Here is a 16,271-nt window from a genome sequence, read left to right as displayed (position 1 = left end):
TCAGTATTCGTCCTGCTCGGTCAGCTCGAGCTCCATGGCATCGGCCGTACGCACGGCCGCATCGATCGCGTCGCTGAGCGCTTCGGGGGTGGCGTTGGCATCGACCTTCACCACGAACATCGCCAGCTGGTCCTGCTTCACCCAGGCGCCCATCTTGGCATCCTGCGAGTCTTCGAGCAGGCGGTTGGCGACCGCAGCGGGGAACTGCTTGCCCGGCGAATTGTAGGCCGGCGACCAGATCTCACGGATCCTGTGCTTGCCGAACTCCTCGACGGTGGAGCGCACGAAGGCCAGCTGGCTGCGGCCGTCATCCATGTCGAACACCATCTTGTAATCGCCGTCCTCGTCCACCTCGTAGGTGTACTTGAGCGTGTCCAGCGCTCGCCCGACGGCCTTGTCCGCGTCGGCCGCATGGGCGCCGGTGGCAGTGACGGCCAGCAGCAGTGCGGCAGCAATCCTTTTCATGAAATCCCTGTGAACATCTGGTTGGAGAGTGCAGATTGTGAAGGCCGCAGGGGGCAACGTCCAATCCGGCCGGGCGGGGCCCTATAATGGGGGGATGCCCCGCGAGACTTCCCACGAAACTCATCACGACCACGGCGTGCTGCTTGAGCCTGCACGTCCCGAGGTCGCGCCGCCGCCGCTGTACCAGGTGATGCTGTTGAACGACGACTACACCCCGATGGATTTCGTGGTGACGGTCCTGCAGCACTTCTTCTCGATGGACCTGGACCAGGCCACCCAGGTGATGCTCCACGTGCATACCCGCGGCCGCGGCGTGTGCGGGGTGTTCACCCGCGAGGTCGCCGAATCCAAGGTCGCCCAGGTCAATGAATTCTCGCGCATGAACCAGCACCCGCTGCTGTGCACGATGGAGAAGGCCAGCGGCTGAGCCGCCCTTGGCCCCGCCATAGGCGCGCCAGCGATCCGCACTGTTCCAGCCATGGCGACAGCCGTGCGGCCGGCCCCAGCCGAGCCGGAGCCATTCGGTTCTCCGGCATCCGCACCCACCCTGAGCATCGCCAGGCTGCCGCCCGGCAGCTGCACCGGCCAGCGCTGGCCCGGCGTGGCGTCACGATGACATCACCATCACGTTGAAGCTGCCATTTCGTGGCGGCAAGTTCGTGCATGATGGAGGCCGTCCAATGGATTGGTGCGATCGGCGGAGTGCTAACGCCGTCTGAACGCACTGATCCGCTAGGGTGATGGAAATCGTGAAGGTTGGCCGCATATTGTTCCTAACTGCCGCCGGAGTTAATCATGTTCAGTAAAGACCTCGAACACACCATCGGACAGTGCTACAAGCGCGCCCGTGAGGCCCGGCATGAATTCATGACGGTGGAACACCTGCTGCTGGCACTGCTCGACAACCCGTCCGCCCAAGCCGTCCTCAAGGCCTGCGGTGCGGACGCCGAGCGCCTGCGACAGGAACTGGAACAGGCCATCGAGGCATCCGTCTCGCGCCTGTCCGAATATGATGGGCGCGATACCCAGCCGACCCTGGGCTTCCAGCGCGTGCTGCAGCGCGCGGTCTACCACGTGCAGTCCTCGGGCAAGAAAGAAGTCACTGGCGCCAACGTGCTGGTCGCGATCTTCGGCGAGAAGGACTCGCATGCCGTGTACTACCTCAACCAGCAGGACGTGACCCGGCTGGATATCGTCAATTACCTCTCCCATGGCATTGCCAAGCTGGGCGAGGAGGGCGAAGTGCCGCCCGCCGCCGATGGCGAGGGCCGCGCCGAGGGTGCCGAAGGCGAGGGCAAGGGCGATGCCCTGGCCGAGTTCGCCAGCAACCTCAACGACCAGGCCCGCAACGGCAAGATCGACCCGCTGGTCGGCCGTGCCGATGAGATCGAGCGCACCATCCAGGTCCTGTGCCGCCGCCGCAAGAACAATCCGCTTTACGTGGGCGAGGCCGGTGTGGGCAAGACCGCCATTGCCGAAGGCCTGGCCAAGCGCATCGTGGAAGGGTCGGTGCCGGATGTGCTCGCCGATGCGGTGATCTACTCGCTGGACCTGGGCGCGCTGGTGGCCGGGACCAAGTACCGCGGTGATTTCGAAAAGCGCCTGAAGGGCGTGCTGACCGCGATGAAGAAGCTGCCCAACGCGGTGCTGTTCATCGATGAGATCCACACCATCATCGGTGCCGGTTCGGCCTCGGGCGGCACCATGGACGCCTCCAACCTGATCAAGCCGGCCCTGGCCTCGGGCGAGCTGCGCTGCATCGGCTCGACCACCTTCCAGGAATACCGCGGCATCTTCGAGAAGGACCGGGCGCTGGCCCGCCGCTTCCAGAAGATCGACATCGTCGAGCCGACGGTGGGCGAGACCTACGAGATCCTGCAGGGCCTCAAGCCCAAGTACGAAGCGCACCACGGCGTGACCTATGCCGATGACGCGCTGCAGGCCGCCGTGGACCTGTCGGTCAAGCACATCAACGACCGCCTGCTGCCGGACAAGGCGATCGACGTGATCGACGAGGCCGGTGCCCGCCAGCGGCTGCTGCCGGACGGCGAGCGCAAGGAGCTGATCGACATCGAGGAGATCGAGACCATCGTCGCCAAGATGGCGCGGATCCCGGCCAAGCAGGTCAGCGCCACCGACAAGGACGTGCTCCAGCATCTGGAGCGCAACCTGAAGATGGTGATCTTCGGCCAGGACCCGGCCATCGAGACGCTGTCCTCGGCGATCAAGCTGGCCCGCTCGGGCCTGGCCAATCCGGAAAAGCCGATCGGCAACTTCCTGTTCTCCGGCCCGACCGGCGTAGGCAAGACCGAGGTGACCAAGCAGCTCGCGCTGCAGCTGGGCATCGAGCTGGTCCGCTTCGACATGAGCGAGTACATGGAGTCGCATTCGATCAGCCGTCTGATCGGCGCCCCTCCGGGCTATGTCGGCTTCGACCAGGGCGGCCTGCTGACCGAGAAGATCGTCAAGACCCCGCACTGCGTGCTGCTGCTGGACGAGGTGGAGAAAGCCCATCCGGACATCTTCAACATCCTGCTGCAGGTCATGGACCGCGGTGTGCTGACCGATACCAACGGCCGTGAGGCGAACTTCAAGAACGTGGTGCTGGTGATGACCACCAATGCTGGCGCGGCCCAGGCCTCGCGGCGTTCGATCGGCTTCACCCGCCAGGACCATGCCACCGACGCGATGGAAGTAATCCGCAAGAGTTTCACGCCGGAGTTCCGCAACCGTCTGGATGCGATCGTGCAGTTCCAGGCGCTGGGCTTCGAGCACATCCTGCGCGTGGTGGACAAGTTCCTGATCGAGCTGGAAATGCTGCTGCAGGAAAAGCACGTCAGCCTGTCGGCCACGCCGACGGCGCGCGATTGGCTGGCCCACCATGGCTTCGATCCGCTGATGGGTGCCCGCCCGATGGCGCGCGTGATCCAGGACAAGATCAAGCGTCCGCTGGCCGACGAACTGCTGTTCGGCAAGCTGGTCAACGGTGGCAAGGTCAGCATCGATGTGCGCGACGACCAGCTGTTCGTCGAGACCGAAGCCGAGCCGGAGCGTCTGCTGCCGGCCACGGTCTGACCGCGCGGTAGACGCCGGGCGGCAGATGCCTGCACCGTCATTGAAGAGCCCCCGCAAGGGGGCTTTTCTTTGGGTGCGCGGCGCCTTCGGTGCGGTTACTGGCGGGCGCGTGCCTTGCGGGTGAATTCTTCGGCGGTGATCGGCTCGACCGCACTGATCGTGCAGCTTTGTCCGTTCGTGCGCAGCCTGCTGGCTCCTGCGCCACAGAGTTGGCCGTCCCGGCCGGGAGTGACAAAGGCCAGTTTCGGGGACATGGCTGCGCTGCTGCACGAGCGCTCGAAACGGACCAGGTAGTGCTGGTCGCCGTTGCGGAGCAGTACATCGCGGTCGGCCCCATTGCGCACCAGCTGCTGATCCGGGGACAGGGTGATGCAATCGCCGGCAGCGGCCGGTTCGGCGGCCTGGACCGAGGCAGCGGTGGCCAGGCAGGCAGCAAGCAGGAGCAGGGAAGGCAGGCGTTTCATGGCGGGGGCCATCGGGTCGGGATCCGGATTGGATCGAGGGCCACACTGGGCGTTTTCGCGCCAGGGCGAATCTGCATCAAGGCATCCTGACCGACGTCAGGGTGCACAGGGTCAGGGTGACGCTTGGCAGGGGTGGGGCGATGGCTGAATGGCGCCCACGCGAAAAGGCCAGCACCTGGCTGGCCTTCTGGCGGGAACAACCCCCGGACCGCTTATTTCATGCGGTAGGTGATGCGACCCTTGGTCAGGTCGTACGGGGTCATTTCGACCTTGACGCGGTCGCCCGTCAGGATGCGGATGTAGTTCTTGCGCATGCGGCCGGAGATGTGGGCGATGATTTCATGCCCATTTTCCAGTCGTACGCGGAAAGTGGTGTTCGGCAGCGTCTCGCTGACGGTGCCTTCGAACTCGATGGAGTCGTCTTTCGACATGTAGTCCTGTGCAGTTCTGTAACCGGCCGAGCTGGCCTGAAGAGCGGGCATTTTACGCGCGTCGGGCGTTTGATGCAAAGTTTTGGTTAAGGCCAGGCCCGCGTGGCCAGATCGGCCGCTGCCATCGTCCCGAACAAATCCCGCCAATCGCCTGCGGGAGCTGGCTGTTGGACCTGTTCACGGACAAGGGCCAGGAAGCGTTGGCGTGGCCAGTGTTCGGCGCCCATGCGCAGCAGATGGTCATTTTCGACCTGTGCGTCGATCAGCGGCCAGCCCCAGCCGGCCAGCCGATGGGCCAATCCGGCCAGGGCAACCTTGGAGCCGCCGGTAGCCGCACTGAACATGCTCTCGCCAAAAAACATCCGGCCGATCGCTACGCCATAGATGCCGCCGACCAGTTGTCCGCCATCGAACACCTCCACCGAGTGCGCGAAGCCCAGCCGGTGCAGTTCGATGTAGGCATCGCGCATGTCGCAGGTGATCCAGGTGCCGTCCTGCCCCGGCCGCGGGCTGGCCGCGCAGGCATCGATCACCTGCGCAAAGCAGCTGTCGGCGCGCAGCGTCCATGTGCTCTGCCGCAGCGAGCGGCGGAAGCGGCTGGACAGGTGCACGCCGTCGGTGCGGAACACCATCCGCGGGTCCGGCGACCACCACAGGATCGGCTCGCCTTCGCTGAACCACGGAAAGATGCCGCCGGCATAGGCGTTGAGCAGGCGCAGCGGATGCAGGTCGCCACCGAGCGCGAGCAGGCCATCGGGATCGCGCAGGGCGGTCTCGGCGGGCGGGAACGGGGCATCCGGCGCATCGGCCAGGCGCCAGGGCAGCTGACGGGTCATGTGGGGGATTGTAGCCAGCGCCGCACCGGTAGCGCCGAGCCATTCCCGGCGATTCTTTGAGATTCATTGCATTCCATTTGCCAGCGCGGGCGGCCACTCTGTCCATCTCTTTCGAACTCACGGCCTGCCATGCCCGTCACCGTAGATACGCTGCTCGAAATGATCCGCCAGCCGCAGCGCTCGGATGCCGCCTTTGAGGCGATGTTGGATCTCTTTGAGCGTGATCCGGCCGCGCTCTCATTGCTGTTGATCCACGCGATGGAGGCCCAGACGATGCGTTGCGAGATGCTGGTGGCGGCCTCCGAACTACTTCCGGATGAGGATGCCTGTGAGGTCTATCGATTTGCCTGGAGCAGGTTCAAAGCAGGGAGCAGTCATGGGTTGGTGAGCGAGGTCTGCTTGCAGGCCGCCCGCAGCGCGCCTGGGCTGCTGCGCGATGACTGGGATGCGGTGTTGCGACTCTCTGAATCAGAAGAAATTGGAGGGTTGGTCTGGCAGCACTTGCCTGCGGAGACGGGATACCGCTGGATTCGGGAAGCAAAGACGAAGCCTCCGCTGGCACAGTGGCCGACCAGGAATGCGCTGAAGGCCAGTGGCATTGCTGAGCTTCAACTGGCGGCAAATGAACTGGGCGGCCCCCTTGACGAGCCCTGGGGCACTGTCGAACTTGAAGCGCGGGCCGGCAAAGAGAGTCGGACCGGTCGCGCGTTGCATGGCAGGAGGGGGTTGCACCTTCGGTTCGGCGCGAAGATCCAGCGCGTGCAGTTGGCCGATTCCAGAAGCGTGGTGCGTCGATTCCAGCGACTGCATCCGACATGGGCTGGGGGCAAGTCAAGAACAACGGCGCGTATGGGGGGGCGTCTGGAAGGGCGCTGTGGAATCTGTGGTGCCCCGTTGCAGCGTTTGCTGGATTTGGACGTCCGTCTCGTCGGCCCTTGCTCGATCCCGCTGGTTACCTTTGGATTGTGCCTGGCTTGCCCGGATACCGGAGAGTCGGGCTGGTGCCATGGAGACCCCGTGTTCTTTCGTCATGATGAACAGGGCCGGCCTGATGCGCATGAATCGCAAGAGCTCGATCCGCGAATTGTCCCTGATGCCTCCACGGTTCTGCTGGATCTGGAAGTGGAACTCGTTGAATTGCCGTGTGCGCGCTGGGAGCCCGTCAGCTATTCAGGAGGATGGCATAACTATAGTCGGGTGGGCGGGGCGCCCTCGTGGGTACAGAGCGGAATGTATCTTTCCTGCCCCGACTGCCATCGAAGCATGTTCTTTGTTATGCAGCTCGACTCCCACGTCCCCCTGACGGATGGCTCCCTGATGCCATGGATGAACGGAGGTATGCTCTATACGTTCTGGTGCGATCAGTGCCTGATCAGCGCGCATTACAGCGAGTACAGCTGATTCAGACGAGCAGGCTCGACTCTACACACCCGCACGAAACGGGCCATGCCCCTGCAGCTCCTGCTGGTACCGCCGCACATCCCGCCGCTCCTGCCGGCACCAGTCGCGCAGCGCTTCGGCGAACTCCGCATCGGCCACCCAGTGCCGGCTTCGCACGATGGTCGGCAGGAAACCACGCGCCAGTTTGTGCTCACCCTGCGCACCCGGTTCGAAGCGGGCCACGCCCTCGCGCAGGCAGTACTCGATGCCCTGGTAGTAGCAGGCCTCGAAGTGCAGGCCGGGCAGGGTAGCGCCGCCCCAATAGCGGCCGTACAACGTGTCGCCGCCGCGCAGGCACAGCGCGCCGGCGATCGGCTCACCGTCCTGTTCGGCTAGGAACAGCACCAGCCCGCGCCCGAGTGAAATTGCCAGATGGCGCAGGAACGCCTCGGTCAGCGCTGGCGCGTTGCCGTACTCGAGGAACGTCTGCAGGTAGAAGCGGTACATGGCCTGCAGATCGGCGCGGGTGGCTTCGTCGCCATGCACCACCCGGAAAGTGATGCCTTGCCGGCTCACCTTGGACCTCTCCTGGCGGATGTTCTTGCGGTGCTTGTGGTTCATCGCGCCCAGGAACTGCTCGAACGTGCTCCAGTCGCCCGGGTTCTGCCACTGGAACTGGATGTCCTCGCGCAACAGCCAGTCGTCGCCAAAGGCTGTTTCGTCAGCTGCCGTGTGGAAATTGATGTGCGCTGACGACACGGCGAGTGCGGGCATCTGTTCGCGCAGTGCCGTCAGCAGGGCAGTGCGCTGCGACGCATCACGGGCCAGCAGTCGCGGGCCAGTCACCGGCGAGTACGGCACCGCACCGAGCCACTTCGGGTAGTAGTCGCGGCCATGGCGCGCATAGGCATTGGCCCAGGCGTGGTCGAACACGAACTCGCCATGCGAGTTGGTCTTCAGGTAGCCGGGAATGGCGCCGAGCAAGGCATCGCCGTCCCACAGAGTGAGATGCTGCGGCTGCCAACCCCAGTCCTCGCGCAGGCAACCGTAGGTTTCCAGGCCGGACAGGAAAGCGTGGCTGACGAATGGGTTGCCGCCGTCGTGCAGGGCATCCCAGTCGGTGGCGGGAACGGACTGCAGGGAGTCGAGGAAGCGGGCGCTGGGCATGGGGGAAAGGATAGGGCAGGTGGGATGCGGGCTGGGTGTGCGTAGCCGGTCCAGTTTGTTGCGGCCATGGCCATGCTTGCCAGGCATCGCCTGGCACTGCTGAAAGGAAAAGGCCGGCGCTTTCGCGTCGGCCTTCCCGGTCAATCATGCCTCGGCGCTATGGAAGCCAGCCTCAGCTGGCCTTGCCCTGCGCATCCAGATAACGCTCGGCATCCAATGCGGCCATGCAGCCGAAGCCGGCCGAGGTGATCGCCTGGCGGTAGTGCTGGTCGGCCACGTCGCCCGCGGCGAACACGCCTTCCACCGAGGTCTGGGTGGCGTTGCCGCCCAGGCCCGAGCGGATGTCCAGGTAGCCGTTGTTCATGGTCAGCTGGCCGTCGAACAGCTGGGTGTTCGGGTGGTGGCCGATGGCCACGAAGAAGCCGTGGGCATCGATGTCGCGGGTGCTGCCGTCCAGGGTGGACTTGACGCGCACGCCGGTCACGCCGGCCTCGTTGCCCAGCACTTCATCGACCTGGTGGTGCCAGACGGTCTCGATCTTGCCGGCTTCGACCTTGGCGAACAGCTTGTCCTGCATGATCTTCTCCGCCTTGAGAGTGTCGCGGCGGTGGACCAGGTAGACCTTGCGGGCGATGTTGGACAGGTACAGGGCTTCTTCCACGGCGGTGTTGCCGCCGCCGACCACGACCACGTCCTGGTCACGGTAGAAGAAGCCATCGCAGGTGGCGCAGGCGGACACGCCGCGGCCCTTGAAGGCCTCTTCGCTGGGAATGCCCAGGTACTTGGCGGTCGCGCCGGTGGCGATGATCAGGGCATCGCAGGTGTACTCGGCACTGTCACCGATCAGCTTGAACGGGCGCTGGGAAACATCGGCGGTGTGGATGTGGTCGAAGATGACCTCGGTTTCGAAGCGCTCGGCATGCGCCTGCATGCGGCTCATCAGGTCCGGGCCCATCAGGCCGTGCGCATCCCCGGGCCAGTTGTCCACCTCGGTGGTGGTCATCAGCTGGCCGCCCTGCTGCAGGCCGGTGATCACGACGGGCTTGAGGTTGGCGCGCGCGGCGTAGACGGCGGCGGTCCAGCCGGCCGGGCCGGAACCAAGGATCAACAGGCGGGAGTGCTTGGAGTTGCTCATGTAAGCTCGCAATAGAAGGTAGGGCGGGAGTGCCGGCGCAGTGATTGCGCGGCATCCGAGCGAAGTCATAGAGTGGCGGCAGGGGCGGGGCGATTCAAGGCGCGCAGTGGAACGCGGCGACCCGCGCAGCACGACGCCCATTCCGGCGCCGGGGTTTTGACGCTGACCGTGCCGGCCAGCGGCCGGCACCTACCGGGGTGGGGTCCAGTCGTTTATTATCAAGCACTAACAGTGCATTCCCAAGGTGTGGTCTAAGGTGGCGAAACAGGTCCCGGAACGATCCAAGGCGTCCGACAGCAAGGCAGCGCCGCGCAAACCGGCCAGCGTGGACAACCCGCGCCGGCAGCGCCTGTGGCGCGACCTGGGCTTGATCGCGGTCGCCCCGGCGCTGCTGTATCTGGTCGCCAGTCTGTTCACCTATTCGGCCACCGACCCGGGCTGGTCGCATACCGGCAGCGTGGTCGCGCCGGTCCACAACATGGGTGGCCGCGCCGGTGCCTGGATCGCCGACGTGCTGCTGCAGCTGTTCGGCTACATGGCCTTCGTACTGCCGATCGTGCTGGGCGCACTGGCGTGGATCGCGATGTTCGGCCTCAAGCGCGAGGCCAAGGGCGAGCATGACCTGGATCCGGCCCTGCGCCTGGTCGGTCTGGTCGGCTTCCTGATCGCCGGTACCGGCTTCCTGCACCTGCGCCTGTTCGTCGCCGATGTGGCCCACGCCGGCGGCATCCTCGGCAAGCTGGTGGGCAGTTCGCTCAGCGTCGGTTTCGGCGCCTTGGGCGCGAATCTGTTCGTGCTGGTGCTGCTGCTGGCGTCGATCACCCTGGCCACGGGCATCTCCTGGTTCGTGGTGATGGAGAAGATCGGCAACTGGGTGCTGGCGTTGCCGCCGCTGTTCAACAAGAAGAAAGAGCAGGCCACCGAGTGGCAGCAGACCCGCGCCATGCGCGAGGAGCGCCAGGAAGTGCGCAAGGTCGACGCCGAGGTCCGCGCCAAGCGCGAGCCGGTCAAGATCGAGCCGCGCCCGGAGCCAGTCCTGGAGAAAAGCGACCGGGCCAAGCGCGAGACCCAGATTCCCATGTTCCGCGGGGTCAATGGCGATGGCTCGGATGTGCCGCCGCTGGCGCTGCTGGATGATCCCAAGCCGCAGCCCAAGGGCTACGACGAGGGCACGCTGGAGACGCTCTCGCGCCAGATCGAGTTCAAGCTCAAGGACTTCCGCATTGATGCGCAGGTGGTCGGAGCCTATCCCGGCCCGGTGATCACCCGCTTCGAGATCGAACCCGCGCCGGGCATCAAGGTCAGCCAGATCAGTTCGCTGGACAAGGACATCGCGCGCGGCCTGTCGGTGAAGTCGGTGCGCGTGGTGGATGTGATCCCGGGCAAATCGGTGGTGGGTCTGGAGATCCCCAACGTCACCCGCGAGATGATCTACCTCTCCGAACTGCTGCGCTCCAAGGAATACGACAAGTCGGCCAGCGTGCTGACCCTGGCGCTGGGCAAGGACATCGCCGGCCGCCCGACCGTGGCCGACCTGGCGCGCATGCCCCACCTGCTGGTAGCCGGCACCACCGGCTCGGGCAAGTCGGTGGCGGTCAATGCGATGGTGCTGAGCCTGCTGTACAAGGCTTCGCCGAAAGACCTGCGGATGCTGATGATCGACCCGAAGATGCTCGAGCTGAGCGTCTACCAGGGCATCCCGCATCTGCTGGCGCCGGTGGTCACCGACATGAAGGAGGCCGCCAACGGCCTGCGCTGGTGCGTGGCCGAGATGGAACGCCGCTACAAGCTGATGAGCGCGGTGGGCGTGCGCAACCTGGCCGGCTTCAACAAGAAGGTCAAGGATGCCCAGGATGCCGGGCAGCCGATGATGGACCCGCTGTTCAAGCCCAACCCGGAACTCGGCGAGGCCCCGCGTCCGCTGGAGACGCTGCCGTTCATCGTCATCTTCATCGACGAATTCGCCGACATGATGATGATCGTCGGCAAGAAGGTCGAAGAGCTGATCGCGCGGTTGGCGCAGAAGGCGCGTGCGGCCGGCATCCACCTGATCCTGGCCACGCAGCGCCCCTCGGTGGATGTGATCACCGGCCTGATCAAGGCCAACATCCCGACCCGCATCGGCTTCCAGGTCAGTTCGAAGATCGATTCACGCACCATCCTCGACCAGTCTGGCGCGGAAACGCTGCTGGGCCACGGCGACATGCTGTATCTGCCGCCGGGCACGGCGTTGCCGGACCGCGTGCACGGCGCGTTCGTCTCCGATGAGGAAGTGCACCGCGTGGTCGAGCACCTCAAGGCCAGCGGCCCGACCGACTACATCACCGGCGTGCTGGACGAGGTGCAGATGATGGGCGACGGCGTGGTGGTCGGCCCCGGCGGCCTGCCCGAGGCAGGCGGTGGTGGCGGCGACGAATCCGATCCGCTGTACGACGAGGCCCTGCGCATCGTCACCGAAACCCGTCGTGCGTCGATCTCCGGCGTGCAGCGTCGGCTGAAGATCGGTTACAACCGGGCCGCGCGCCTGATCGAAGCAATGGAGGCCGCCGGCGTGGTGAGCCCGCCGGAGCACAATGGCGATCGCAGCGTGCTGGCCCCGCCACCGCCCAAGTAAGGTCGGGTACTGCCCGGCCGTCATTGATCGGCACCCGGCCGGCGACGTGCTCGCCGGCCGCTTCGCACAAGGAACCTGCAATGAAGCCGATGCGCTGGATGATGGTAGGTGCGCTGCTGATCGCGCCGGTGGTGGCGCAAGCCCAAGCCCAAGCCCAAGCCCAAGCTGCGCCCCCGGCTGCCGCACCGGTCGCGCCAGGTGGGCAGGGTGCGGGCACTGACGCGCAGGCCAGCAACAACTTCAGCTTCGTGCGCTATCGCGCCGACTACGTGGTGCGCCCCGATGCGGGCAACACCCAGACCGAAGAGTACGAGATCCTGCTCAAGACCAAATCGGCGGTCGAGCAGTTCAGCCAGGTGCGGCTGAGCTACAGCGAGAAAATGGAAACGCTGGAGGTGCTGCAGGCCTATACCCTGACCGCCGATGGCCAGCGCCGCGACGTGCCCGCCGACCGCATCTACACGCAGGAAAGCTACTCCAGCGCTGCCGCAGCGATGTATGCCGACCGCAAGGTGCGGGTGGTGGTGTTTCCGAACCTGGCGCCGGGCACGCGCGTGGTCTACCAGACCCGCCGGACCCAGAACACGCCTTACTTCCCCGGTTACTTCGGTCTGTGGGAAACCTTCAGCGTGTTCACGCCGTACGACGATGCGCGCGTGACCCTCACCGCCCCGGCCAGCCTGCCGATGCAGGTGGAGCAGCGGGGCGTGCGTGGCAGTGAGAAGCCCCGGATCCGCAATGGCCAGGCGCAGTGGGAGTGGACCTACCGCCGCAGTGAGCCGCTCAAGGCACAGAACTGGTCCGCTGCCGCCTGGGAATACAGCCCGGGCATCATGGCCAGCACGTATCGTGACTGGTCGCAGGTGGCACAGGCCTATCAGCTCAAGGGTGGCGAGGCGGCCGCGGTCACCCCGCAGATCCAGGCGCTGGCGGACCAGCTCACCCGTGGCATCACCGACCGGCGCGAGCAGGCCGCCGTGCTGTACCGCTGGGTCGCCCAGAACATCCGCTACGTGGCGGTCTACCTGGGCAACGGTGGGCTGGAGCCGAACCCGGCGCAGAGCATCCTCGACAATCACTATGGCGACTGCAAAGACCATGTGGTGATCCTGGAGGCGCTGCTGGCTGCACGGGGCATCCAGAGCACCCCGGTGCTGATCGGCGCCGGTGGCGGGCCGACCCTGCCGACCATTCCGCTGCTGGGCCGCTTCAACCACGCGATCACCTATCTCCCCGAGTTCGACCTGTATCTGGACTCGACCACGTCCTATGCGCGCTTCGGCCAGCTGCCCGACGCTGATCTCGGCGCACCGGTGCTGCACACCCGCCAGGCCGTGGTGGCGCGCACCCCCGCCAACGATGCCAGCCGCAACGGCACCGGGCTGGAAGTTGATTTCCGCTTCGACGCGGCTGGAAACCTGGTCGGCCAGACCCTGCAGCAGCCCAGCGGCGTGGCCGAGATCGGCATGCGGGCCGCCTTCGCACGGCTCAACGCACAGAACCGGGCGCGGGCGGAAGAATCGATCATGGCCGCCTCCGGTTTCGATGGCAGTGGCGCGCTCACCCTGCTCGGGGATCCGCAGGACCTGACCCGTCCGTTCAACTTCCGCTACGACTTCCAGGCCAGCGACTACGTCGATTTCGCGGTTCTCGGCGGCATGGTGCTGCCCGATGCGCCGGGCGGTGAGTCGTTCCGTGACCTGTACGCCAGCACCTCGGCGCCGGACAACGCTACGCCGTTCTACTGCAACGACAGTCTGCGCGAGGAGCGCTATCGGCTGACCTTCCCGGCCAGCGTGCCGATCGTGGCGATTCCGCGCAGCCAGCAGTTCGACAATGCGGGTGGGCAGTACACGGTGGAGTGGACGCGCGAAGGGCAGGTGGTCACCGCGCGTCACCGGCTGCATCAACGCGCCGTGCGCGGGGCGGACGCGCTCTGCCAGCCGCAGGACTACGCGGCGTTCCGCGAGCTGTACCAGCAGGTCCGGCGCGGCTTCCGCGGGCAGGTGGTGTACGGCGATCTGAAGACGGTGCAGGCCGGGCCTTGAGGATGCTCGGTACACCCGTTTCCAGCGCATAATGCGCCCCTGATCGCCCATTCAGGATTGAATGGGCACACTGCCTTCCATCCTTCCCATTCGCCTGGATACCTCGCATGCACACCACCTTCCGCCGCTCCCTGCTTGCTGCCACCCTGGTTGTCGCCAGTGTCGGGTCGGCGTCGGCCTGGGCCGGCGCCCGTGATGAGCTCAATCGCTTCACCCAGGGCCTGAAGGGGCTGGATGGGCAGTTCAGCCAGCAGGTGTTCGACAGCAAGGGCAAGGTCAAGGAAACCACCAGTGGCCGCGTCGCGTTGTCCGCACCGCGCCTGTTCCGCTGGGAATACATCAAGCCGCACGAGCAGCTGATCGTGGCCGATGGCAAGAAGGTGTGGGTCTACGAGCCCGACCTGGAGCAGGCCAGCGTGCGCCCGCAGGGCCAGGAAGAGCAGAACAGCCCGCTGACCGCACTGATCAATCCGGCCCTGCTGGACAAGCAGTACGACGTCAGCGAAGAGGCGGCCGTGCGCGATGGCCTGCAGTGGCTGGCGCTGAGCCCCAAGCGCGAAACCGATACCGCGTTCCAGTACGCCGCGCTGGGCTTCAATGCCCAGGGCCTGGCACGCATGGAAGTGGTGGACGCGGTCGGCCAGCGCACGGTGATCAGCTTCACCGGCTGGAAGCGCAACCCGAGCTTTGCCTCCGGCACCTTCAGCTTCACCCCGGCCAAGGGCGTGGACGTCATCGGCGAATGACGGTGTAGATGCCGGCCGGGCCGCTGGCCGGCATCTACCCTGCAATCCGCCGCGATACACTAGGCACGTGGCCAGAAACCGAACGACTTTCAATGGGCCCGATCTGCTGACCGTGGATCGGGACAACATGCGTCCGCTCGCCGAGCGGATGCGTCCGCAGACGCTGGATGAGATGGTGGGGCAGAAGCGCCTGCTCGCCCCGGGCAGCGCACTGCGCCGCGCGGTCGAGTCCGGCCATGTGCACTCGATGATCCTGTGGGGCCCCCCGGGCTGCGGCAAGACCACGCTTTCGCTGCTGCTGGCGCACTACGCCGACGCCGAGTTCCGCGCGATCTCCGCCGTACTGTCCGGTCTGCCCGAGGTACGCCAGGTATTGGCCGAGGCTGCACAGCGCTTCGCCGAAGGCCGGCGCACGGTGCTGTTCGTGGACGAGGTGCACCGCTTCAACAAAGCCCAGCAGGATGCGTTCCTGCCGCACATCGAGCGCGGCACCATCGTGTTCGTTGGCGCCACCACCGAAAATCCGTCCTTCGAACTGAACTCGGCGCTGCTCTCGCGCTGCCGCGTGCACGTGCTGGAGTCGGTCTCGCCAAGCGACATCGTCGAGGCGCTGGAGCGGGCGCTGCACGACACCGGGCGCGGCCTGGGCGCGGAGCATCTGCAGGTCGCCCCCGAGGCGCTGCTGGAGATCGCGACCGCCGCCGATGGCGATGTGCGGCGTGGGCTGACCCTGCTGGAAATCGCGGCCGAACTGGCCAGCGGCGATGGCGGGCGGATCAGCCCGGAAATGCTGGTGCAGGTGCTGGCCGACCGCACCCGTCGCTTCGACAAGGGCGGCGAGCAGTTCTACGACCAGATTTCGGCACTGCACAAGTCCGTGCGCAGCTCCAACCCGGATGCCGCGCTGTACTGGCTGACCCGGATGCTCGACGGCGGCTGTGATCCGTCCTACCTGGCCCGGCGGCTGACCCGCATGGCCATCGAGGATATCGGCCTGGCCGATCCGCGGGCGCAGTCGATGGCGCTGGAGGCGTGGGATATCTATGAGCGCCTGGGCAGTCCGGAAGGCGAGCTCGCCTTCGCACAGCTGGTCCTGTACCTGGCCAGCACCGCCAAATCGAACGCCGGGTATGCCGCGTTCAACAAGGCCAAACAGGAAGTGCGCGAGACCGGCACCCAGGAGGTGCCGTTGCACCTGCGCAACGCGCCAACCAAGCTGATGAAAGAGCTGGGTTACGGCAAGACCTACCAGTACGACCATGATGCCGATGGCGGGATCGCGCTGGACCAGACCGGCTTCCCCGATGCGATGGGCGAGCGCGTGTATTACGAGCCGGTGCCGCGCGGGCTGGAGATCAAGCTGAAGGAAAAGCTGGACCGCCTGCGTGCCGCGCGCGAACAGGCCCGTGCGGAGAAGGGCAGCGACTGATGGACGGCATCGGCGTCTGGTGGCAGCAGCTGGGCCTGGTGATGGCCGGCGGCGCACTGGGCGCTGCGCTGCGCTTCATGGTGGGCGATGCGATGCTGCGCCAGTTCGGCAATGGCTTTCCGTGGGGCACGCTGACGGTGAACCTGGCCGGTGCGTTCGTCGCCGGTTACGTGATGATCTGGCTGCAGAGTCGTGGCACGGCGGCGCTGTACTGGCGCGCGTTCCTGATCGTCGGGATCGTGGGCGGATTGACCACGTTCTCCTCGATGATGCTCGAATCGCTGGTGTTTACCCGCACCGATCGCAGCGTGATGGTGCCGCTGTATCTTGGCGTGAGCCTCGTCGGCGGGATGCTGCTGGTGTGGGCGGGCGCGCGTGTTGCAGAGGCGTGGCGCTGACGCTTGCGTCGCAAATGCAGAAATCCACGGAAAACGCTGGATTAAAGTGATGTCTCACGATATGGTGCGCGCCCCCGTTTGCA

General features: G+C 65.7%; 14 protein-coding genes. 8 read left to right on the top strand and 6 right to left on the bottom strand.

The genetic code is table 11. The features are described from left to right. A complete protein-coding gene (locus POS15_RS07535) occupies positions 1-465 on the bottom strand; it encodes a hypothetical protein (protein ID WP_284129327.1) in 465 nt (154 codons plus the stop codon). A gap of 94 nt (positions 466-559) precedes the next feature. On the opposite strand from POS15_RS07535, the gene clpS reads away from it, so the two are divergent. Beyond that, complete coding sequence (gene clpS, locus POS15_RS07530; protein ID WP_019184760.1) at positions 560-892, top strand: ATP-dependent Clp protease adapter ClpS; 333 nt, start codon at positions 560-562, stop codon at positions 890-892. Between the two features lie 368 nt (positions 893-1,260). Then, complete coding sequence (gene clpA / locus POS15_RS07525) at positions 1,261-3,540, top strand: ATP-dependent Clp protease ATP-binding subunit ClpA (protein ID WP_284129326.1); 2,280 nt, start codon at positions 1,261-1,263, stop codon at positions 3,538-3,540. Between the two features lie 95 nt (positions 3,541-3,635). On the opposite strand, the gene POS15_RS07520 is transcribed toward clpA, so the two are convergent. The 3 genes from POS15_RS07520 to aat form a co-directional block, all read right to left on the bottom strand. Next, positions 3,636-4,004, bottom strand: a complete 369-nt coding sequence (locus POS15_RS07520) for a hypothetical protein (protein ID WP_037553682.1) — start codon at positions 4,002-4,004, stop codon at positions 3,636-3,638. 212 nt (positions 4,005-4,216) lie between these two features. After that, positions 4,217-4,435: a translation initiation factor IF-1 gene (gene infA, locus POS15_RS07515; RefSeq protein ID WP_005409596.1), complete on the bottom strand. Its 219-nt coding sequence runs from the start codon at positions 4,433-4,435 to the stop codon at positions 4,217-4,219. A gap of 86 nt (positions 4,436-4,521) precedes the next feature. Beyond that, positions 4,522-5,271: a leucyl/phenylalanyl-tRNA--protein transferase gene (gene aat, locus POS15_RS07510; protein WP_284129314.1), complete on the bottom strand. Its 750-nt coding sequence runs from the start codon at positions 5,269-5,271 to the stop codon at positions 4,522-4,524. 129 nt (positions 5,272-5,400) lie between these two features. Here aat and POS15_RS07505 point away from each other — a divergent pair, with 129 nt between their 5' ends. Continuing rightward, entirely contained in the window at positions 5,401-6,672 is a 1,272-nt protein-coding gene (locus POS15_RS07505; protein WP_284129313.1) for a hypothetical protein, read from the top strand. 21 nt (positions 6,673-6,693) lie between these two features. Here the strand turns inward: POS15_RS07505 and POS15_RS07500 are convergent, their stop codons facing one another. Beyond that, complete coding sequence (locus POS15_RS07500) at positions 6,694-7,818, bottom strand: GNAT family N-acetyltransferase (protein WP_284129311.1); 1,125 nt, start codon at positions 7,816-7,818, stop codon at positions 6,694-6,696. Between the two features lie 172 nt (positions 7,819-7,990). Then, the gene (gene trxB, locus POS15_RS07495) at positions 7,991-8,953 is read right to left on the bottom strand and encodes a thioredoxin-disulfide reductase (protein WP_046272446.1); all 963 of its coding nucleotides are present in this window, start codon (positions 8,951-8,953) and stop codon (positions 7,991-7,993) included. Positions 8,954-9,209: 256 nt separating this feature from the next. On the opposite strand from trxB, the gene POS15_RS07490 reads away from it, so the two are divergent. From POS15_RS07490 to crcB, 5 genes are all read left to right on the top strand, one after another. After that, positions 9,210-11,567 (top strand): DNA translocase FtsK, encoded by a 2,358-nt coding sequence (locus POS15_RS07490; protein ID WP_046272445.1) that lies wholly within the window; start codon positions 9,210-9,212, stop codon positions 11,565-11,567. Between the two features lie 80 nt (positions 11,568-11,647). Next, positions 11,648-13,615: a DUF3857 domain-containing transglutaminase family protein gene (locus POS15_RS07485; RefSeq protein WP_284129310.1), complete on the top strand. Its 1,968-nt coding sequence runs from the start codon at positions 11,648-11,650 to the stop codon at positions 13,613-13,615. 107 nt (positions 13,616-13,722) lie between these two features. Next, positions 13,723-14,361: an outer membrane lipoprotein chaperone LolA gene (gene lolA, locus POS15_RS07480; RefSeq protein WP_019184753.1), complete on the top strand. Its 639-nt coding sequence runs from the start codon at positions 13,723-13,725 to the stop codon at positions 14,359-14,361. 127 nt (positions 14,362-14,488) lie between these two features. After that, a complete protein-coding gene (locus tag POS15_RS07475) occupies positions 14,489-15,790 on the top strand; it encodes a replication-associated recombination protein A (protein WP_235318852.1) in 1,302 nt (433 codons plus the stop codon). Continuing rightward, entirely contained in the window at positions 15,790-16,188 is a 399-nt protein-coding gene (gene crcB / locus POS15_RS07470; RefSeq protein ID WP_019184751.1) for a fluoride efflux transporter CrcB, read from the top strand. Before POS15_RS07475 ends, crcB begins: the two co-directional genes overlap by 1 nt. Positions 16,189-16,271: the final 83 nt, after the last annotated feature.

Origin of the sequence: Stenotrophomonas sp. BIO128-Bstrain, from assembly GCF_030128875.1 — a bacterium.
Lineage (GTDB): Bacteria > Pseudomonadota > Gammaproteobacteria > Xanthomonadales > Xanthomonadaceae > Stenotrophomonas > Stenotrophomonas bentonitica_A.
Note: the sequence above shows the minus strand (reverse complement) of the source record. Positions and strands in the feature narration are given on the sequence as shown.

What these genes read in the sequence shown, in the direction of transcription:
- aat (WP_284129314.1), bottom strand. Translation starts at nt 5,271, where the DNA reads ATGACCCGTCAGCTGCCCTGGCGCCTGGCCGATGCGCCGGATGCCCCG.
- crcB (WP_019184751.1), top strand. Translation starts at nt 15,790, where the DNA reads ATGGACGGCATCGGCGTCTGGTGGCAGCAGCTGGGCCTGGTGATGGCC.
- lolA (WP_019184753.1), top strand. Translation starts at nt 13,723, where the DNA reads ATGCACACCACCTTCCGCCGCTCCCTGCTTGCTGCCACCCTGGTTGTC.
- clpS (WP_019184760.1), top strand. Translation starts at nt 560, where the DNA reads ATGCCCCGCGAGACTTCCCACGAAACTCATCACGACCACGGCGTGCTG.
- POS15_RS07485 (WP_284129310.1), top strand. Translation starts at nt 11,648, where the DNA reads ATGAAGCCGATGCGCTGGATGATGGTAGGTGCGCTGCTGATCGCGCCG.
- clpA (WP_284129326.1), top strand. Translation starts at nt 1,261, where the DNA reads ATGTTCAGTAAAGACCTCGAACACACCATCGGACAGTGCTACAAGCGC.
- POS15_RS07500 (WP_284129311.1), bottom strand. Translation starts at nt 7,818, where the DNA reads ATGCCCAGCGCCCGCTTCCTCGACTCCCTGCAGTCCGTTCCCGCCACC.
- trxB (WP_046272446.1), bottom strand. Translation starts at nt 8,953, where the DNA reads ATGAGCAACTCCAAGCACTCCCGCCTGTTGATCCTTGGTTCCGGCCCG.
- POS15_RS07520 (WP_037553682.1), bottom strand. Translation starts at nt 4,004, where the DNA reads ATGAAACGCCTGCCTTCCCTGCTCCTGCTTGCTGCCTGCCTGGCCACC.
- infA (WP_005409596.1), bottom strand. Translation starts at nt 4,435, where the DNA reads ATGTCGAAAGACGACTCCATCGAGTTCGAAGGCACCGTCAGCGAGACG.
- POS15_RS07475 (WP_235318852.1), top strand. Translation starts at nt 14,489, where the DNA reads ATGCGTCCGCTCGCCGAGCGGATGCGTCCGCAGACGCTGGATGAGATG.
- POS15_RS07535 (WP_284129327.1), bottom strand. Translation starts at nt 465, where the DNA reads ATGAAAAGGATTGCTGCCGCACTGCTGCTGGCCGTCACTGCCACCGGC.
- POS15_RS07505 (WP_284129313.1), top strand. Translation starts at nt 5,401, where the DNA reads ATGCCCGTCACCGTAGATACGCTGCTCGAAATGATCCGCCAGCCGCAG.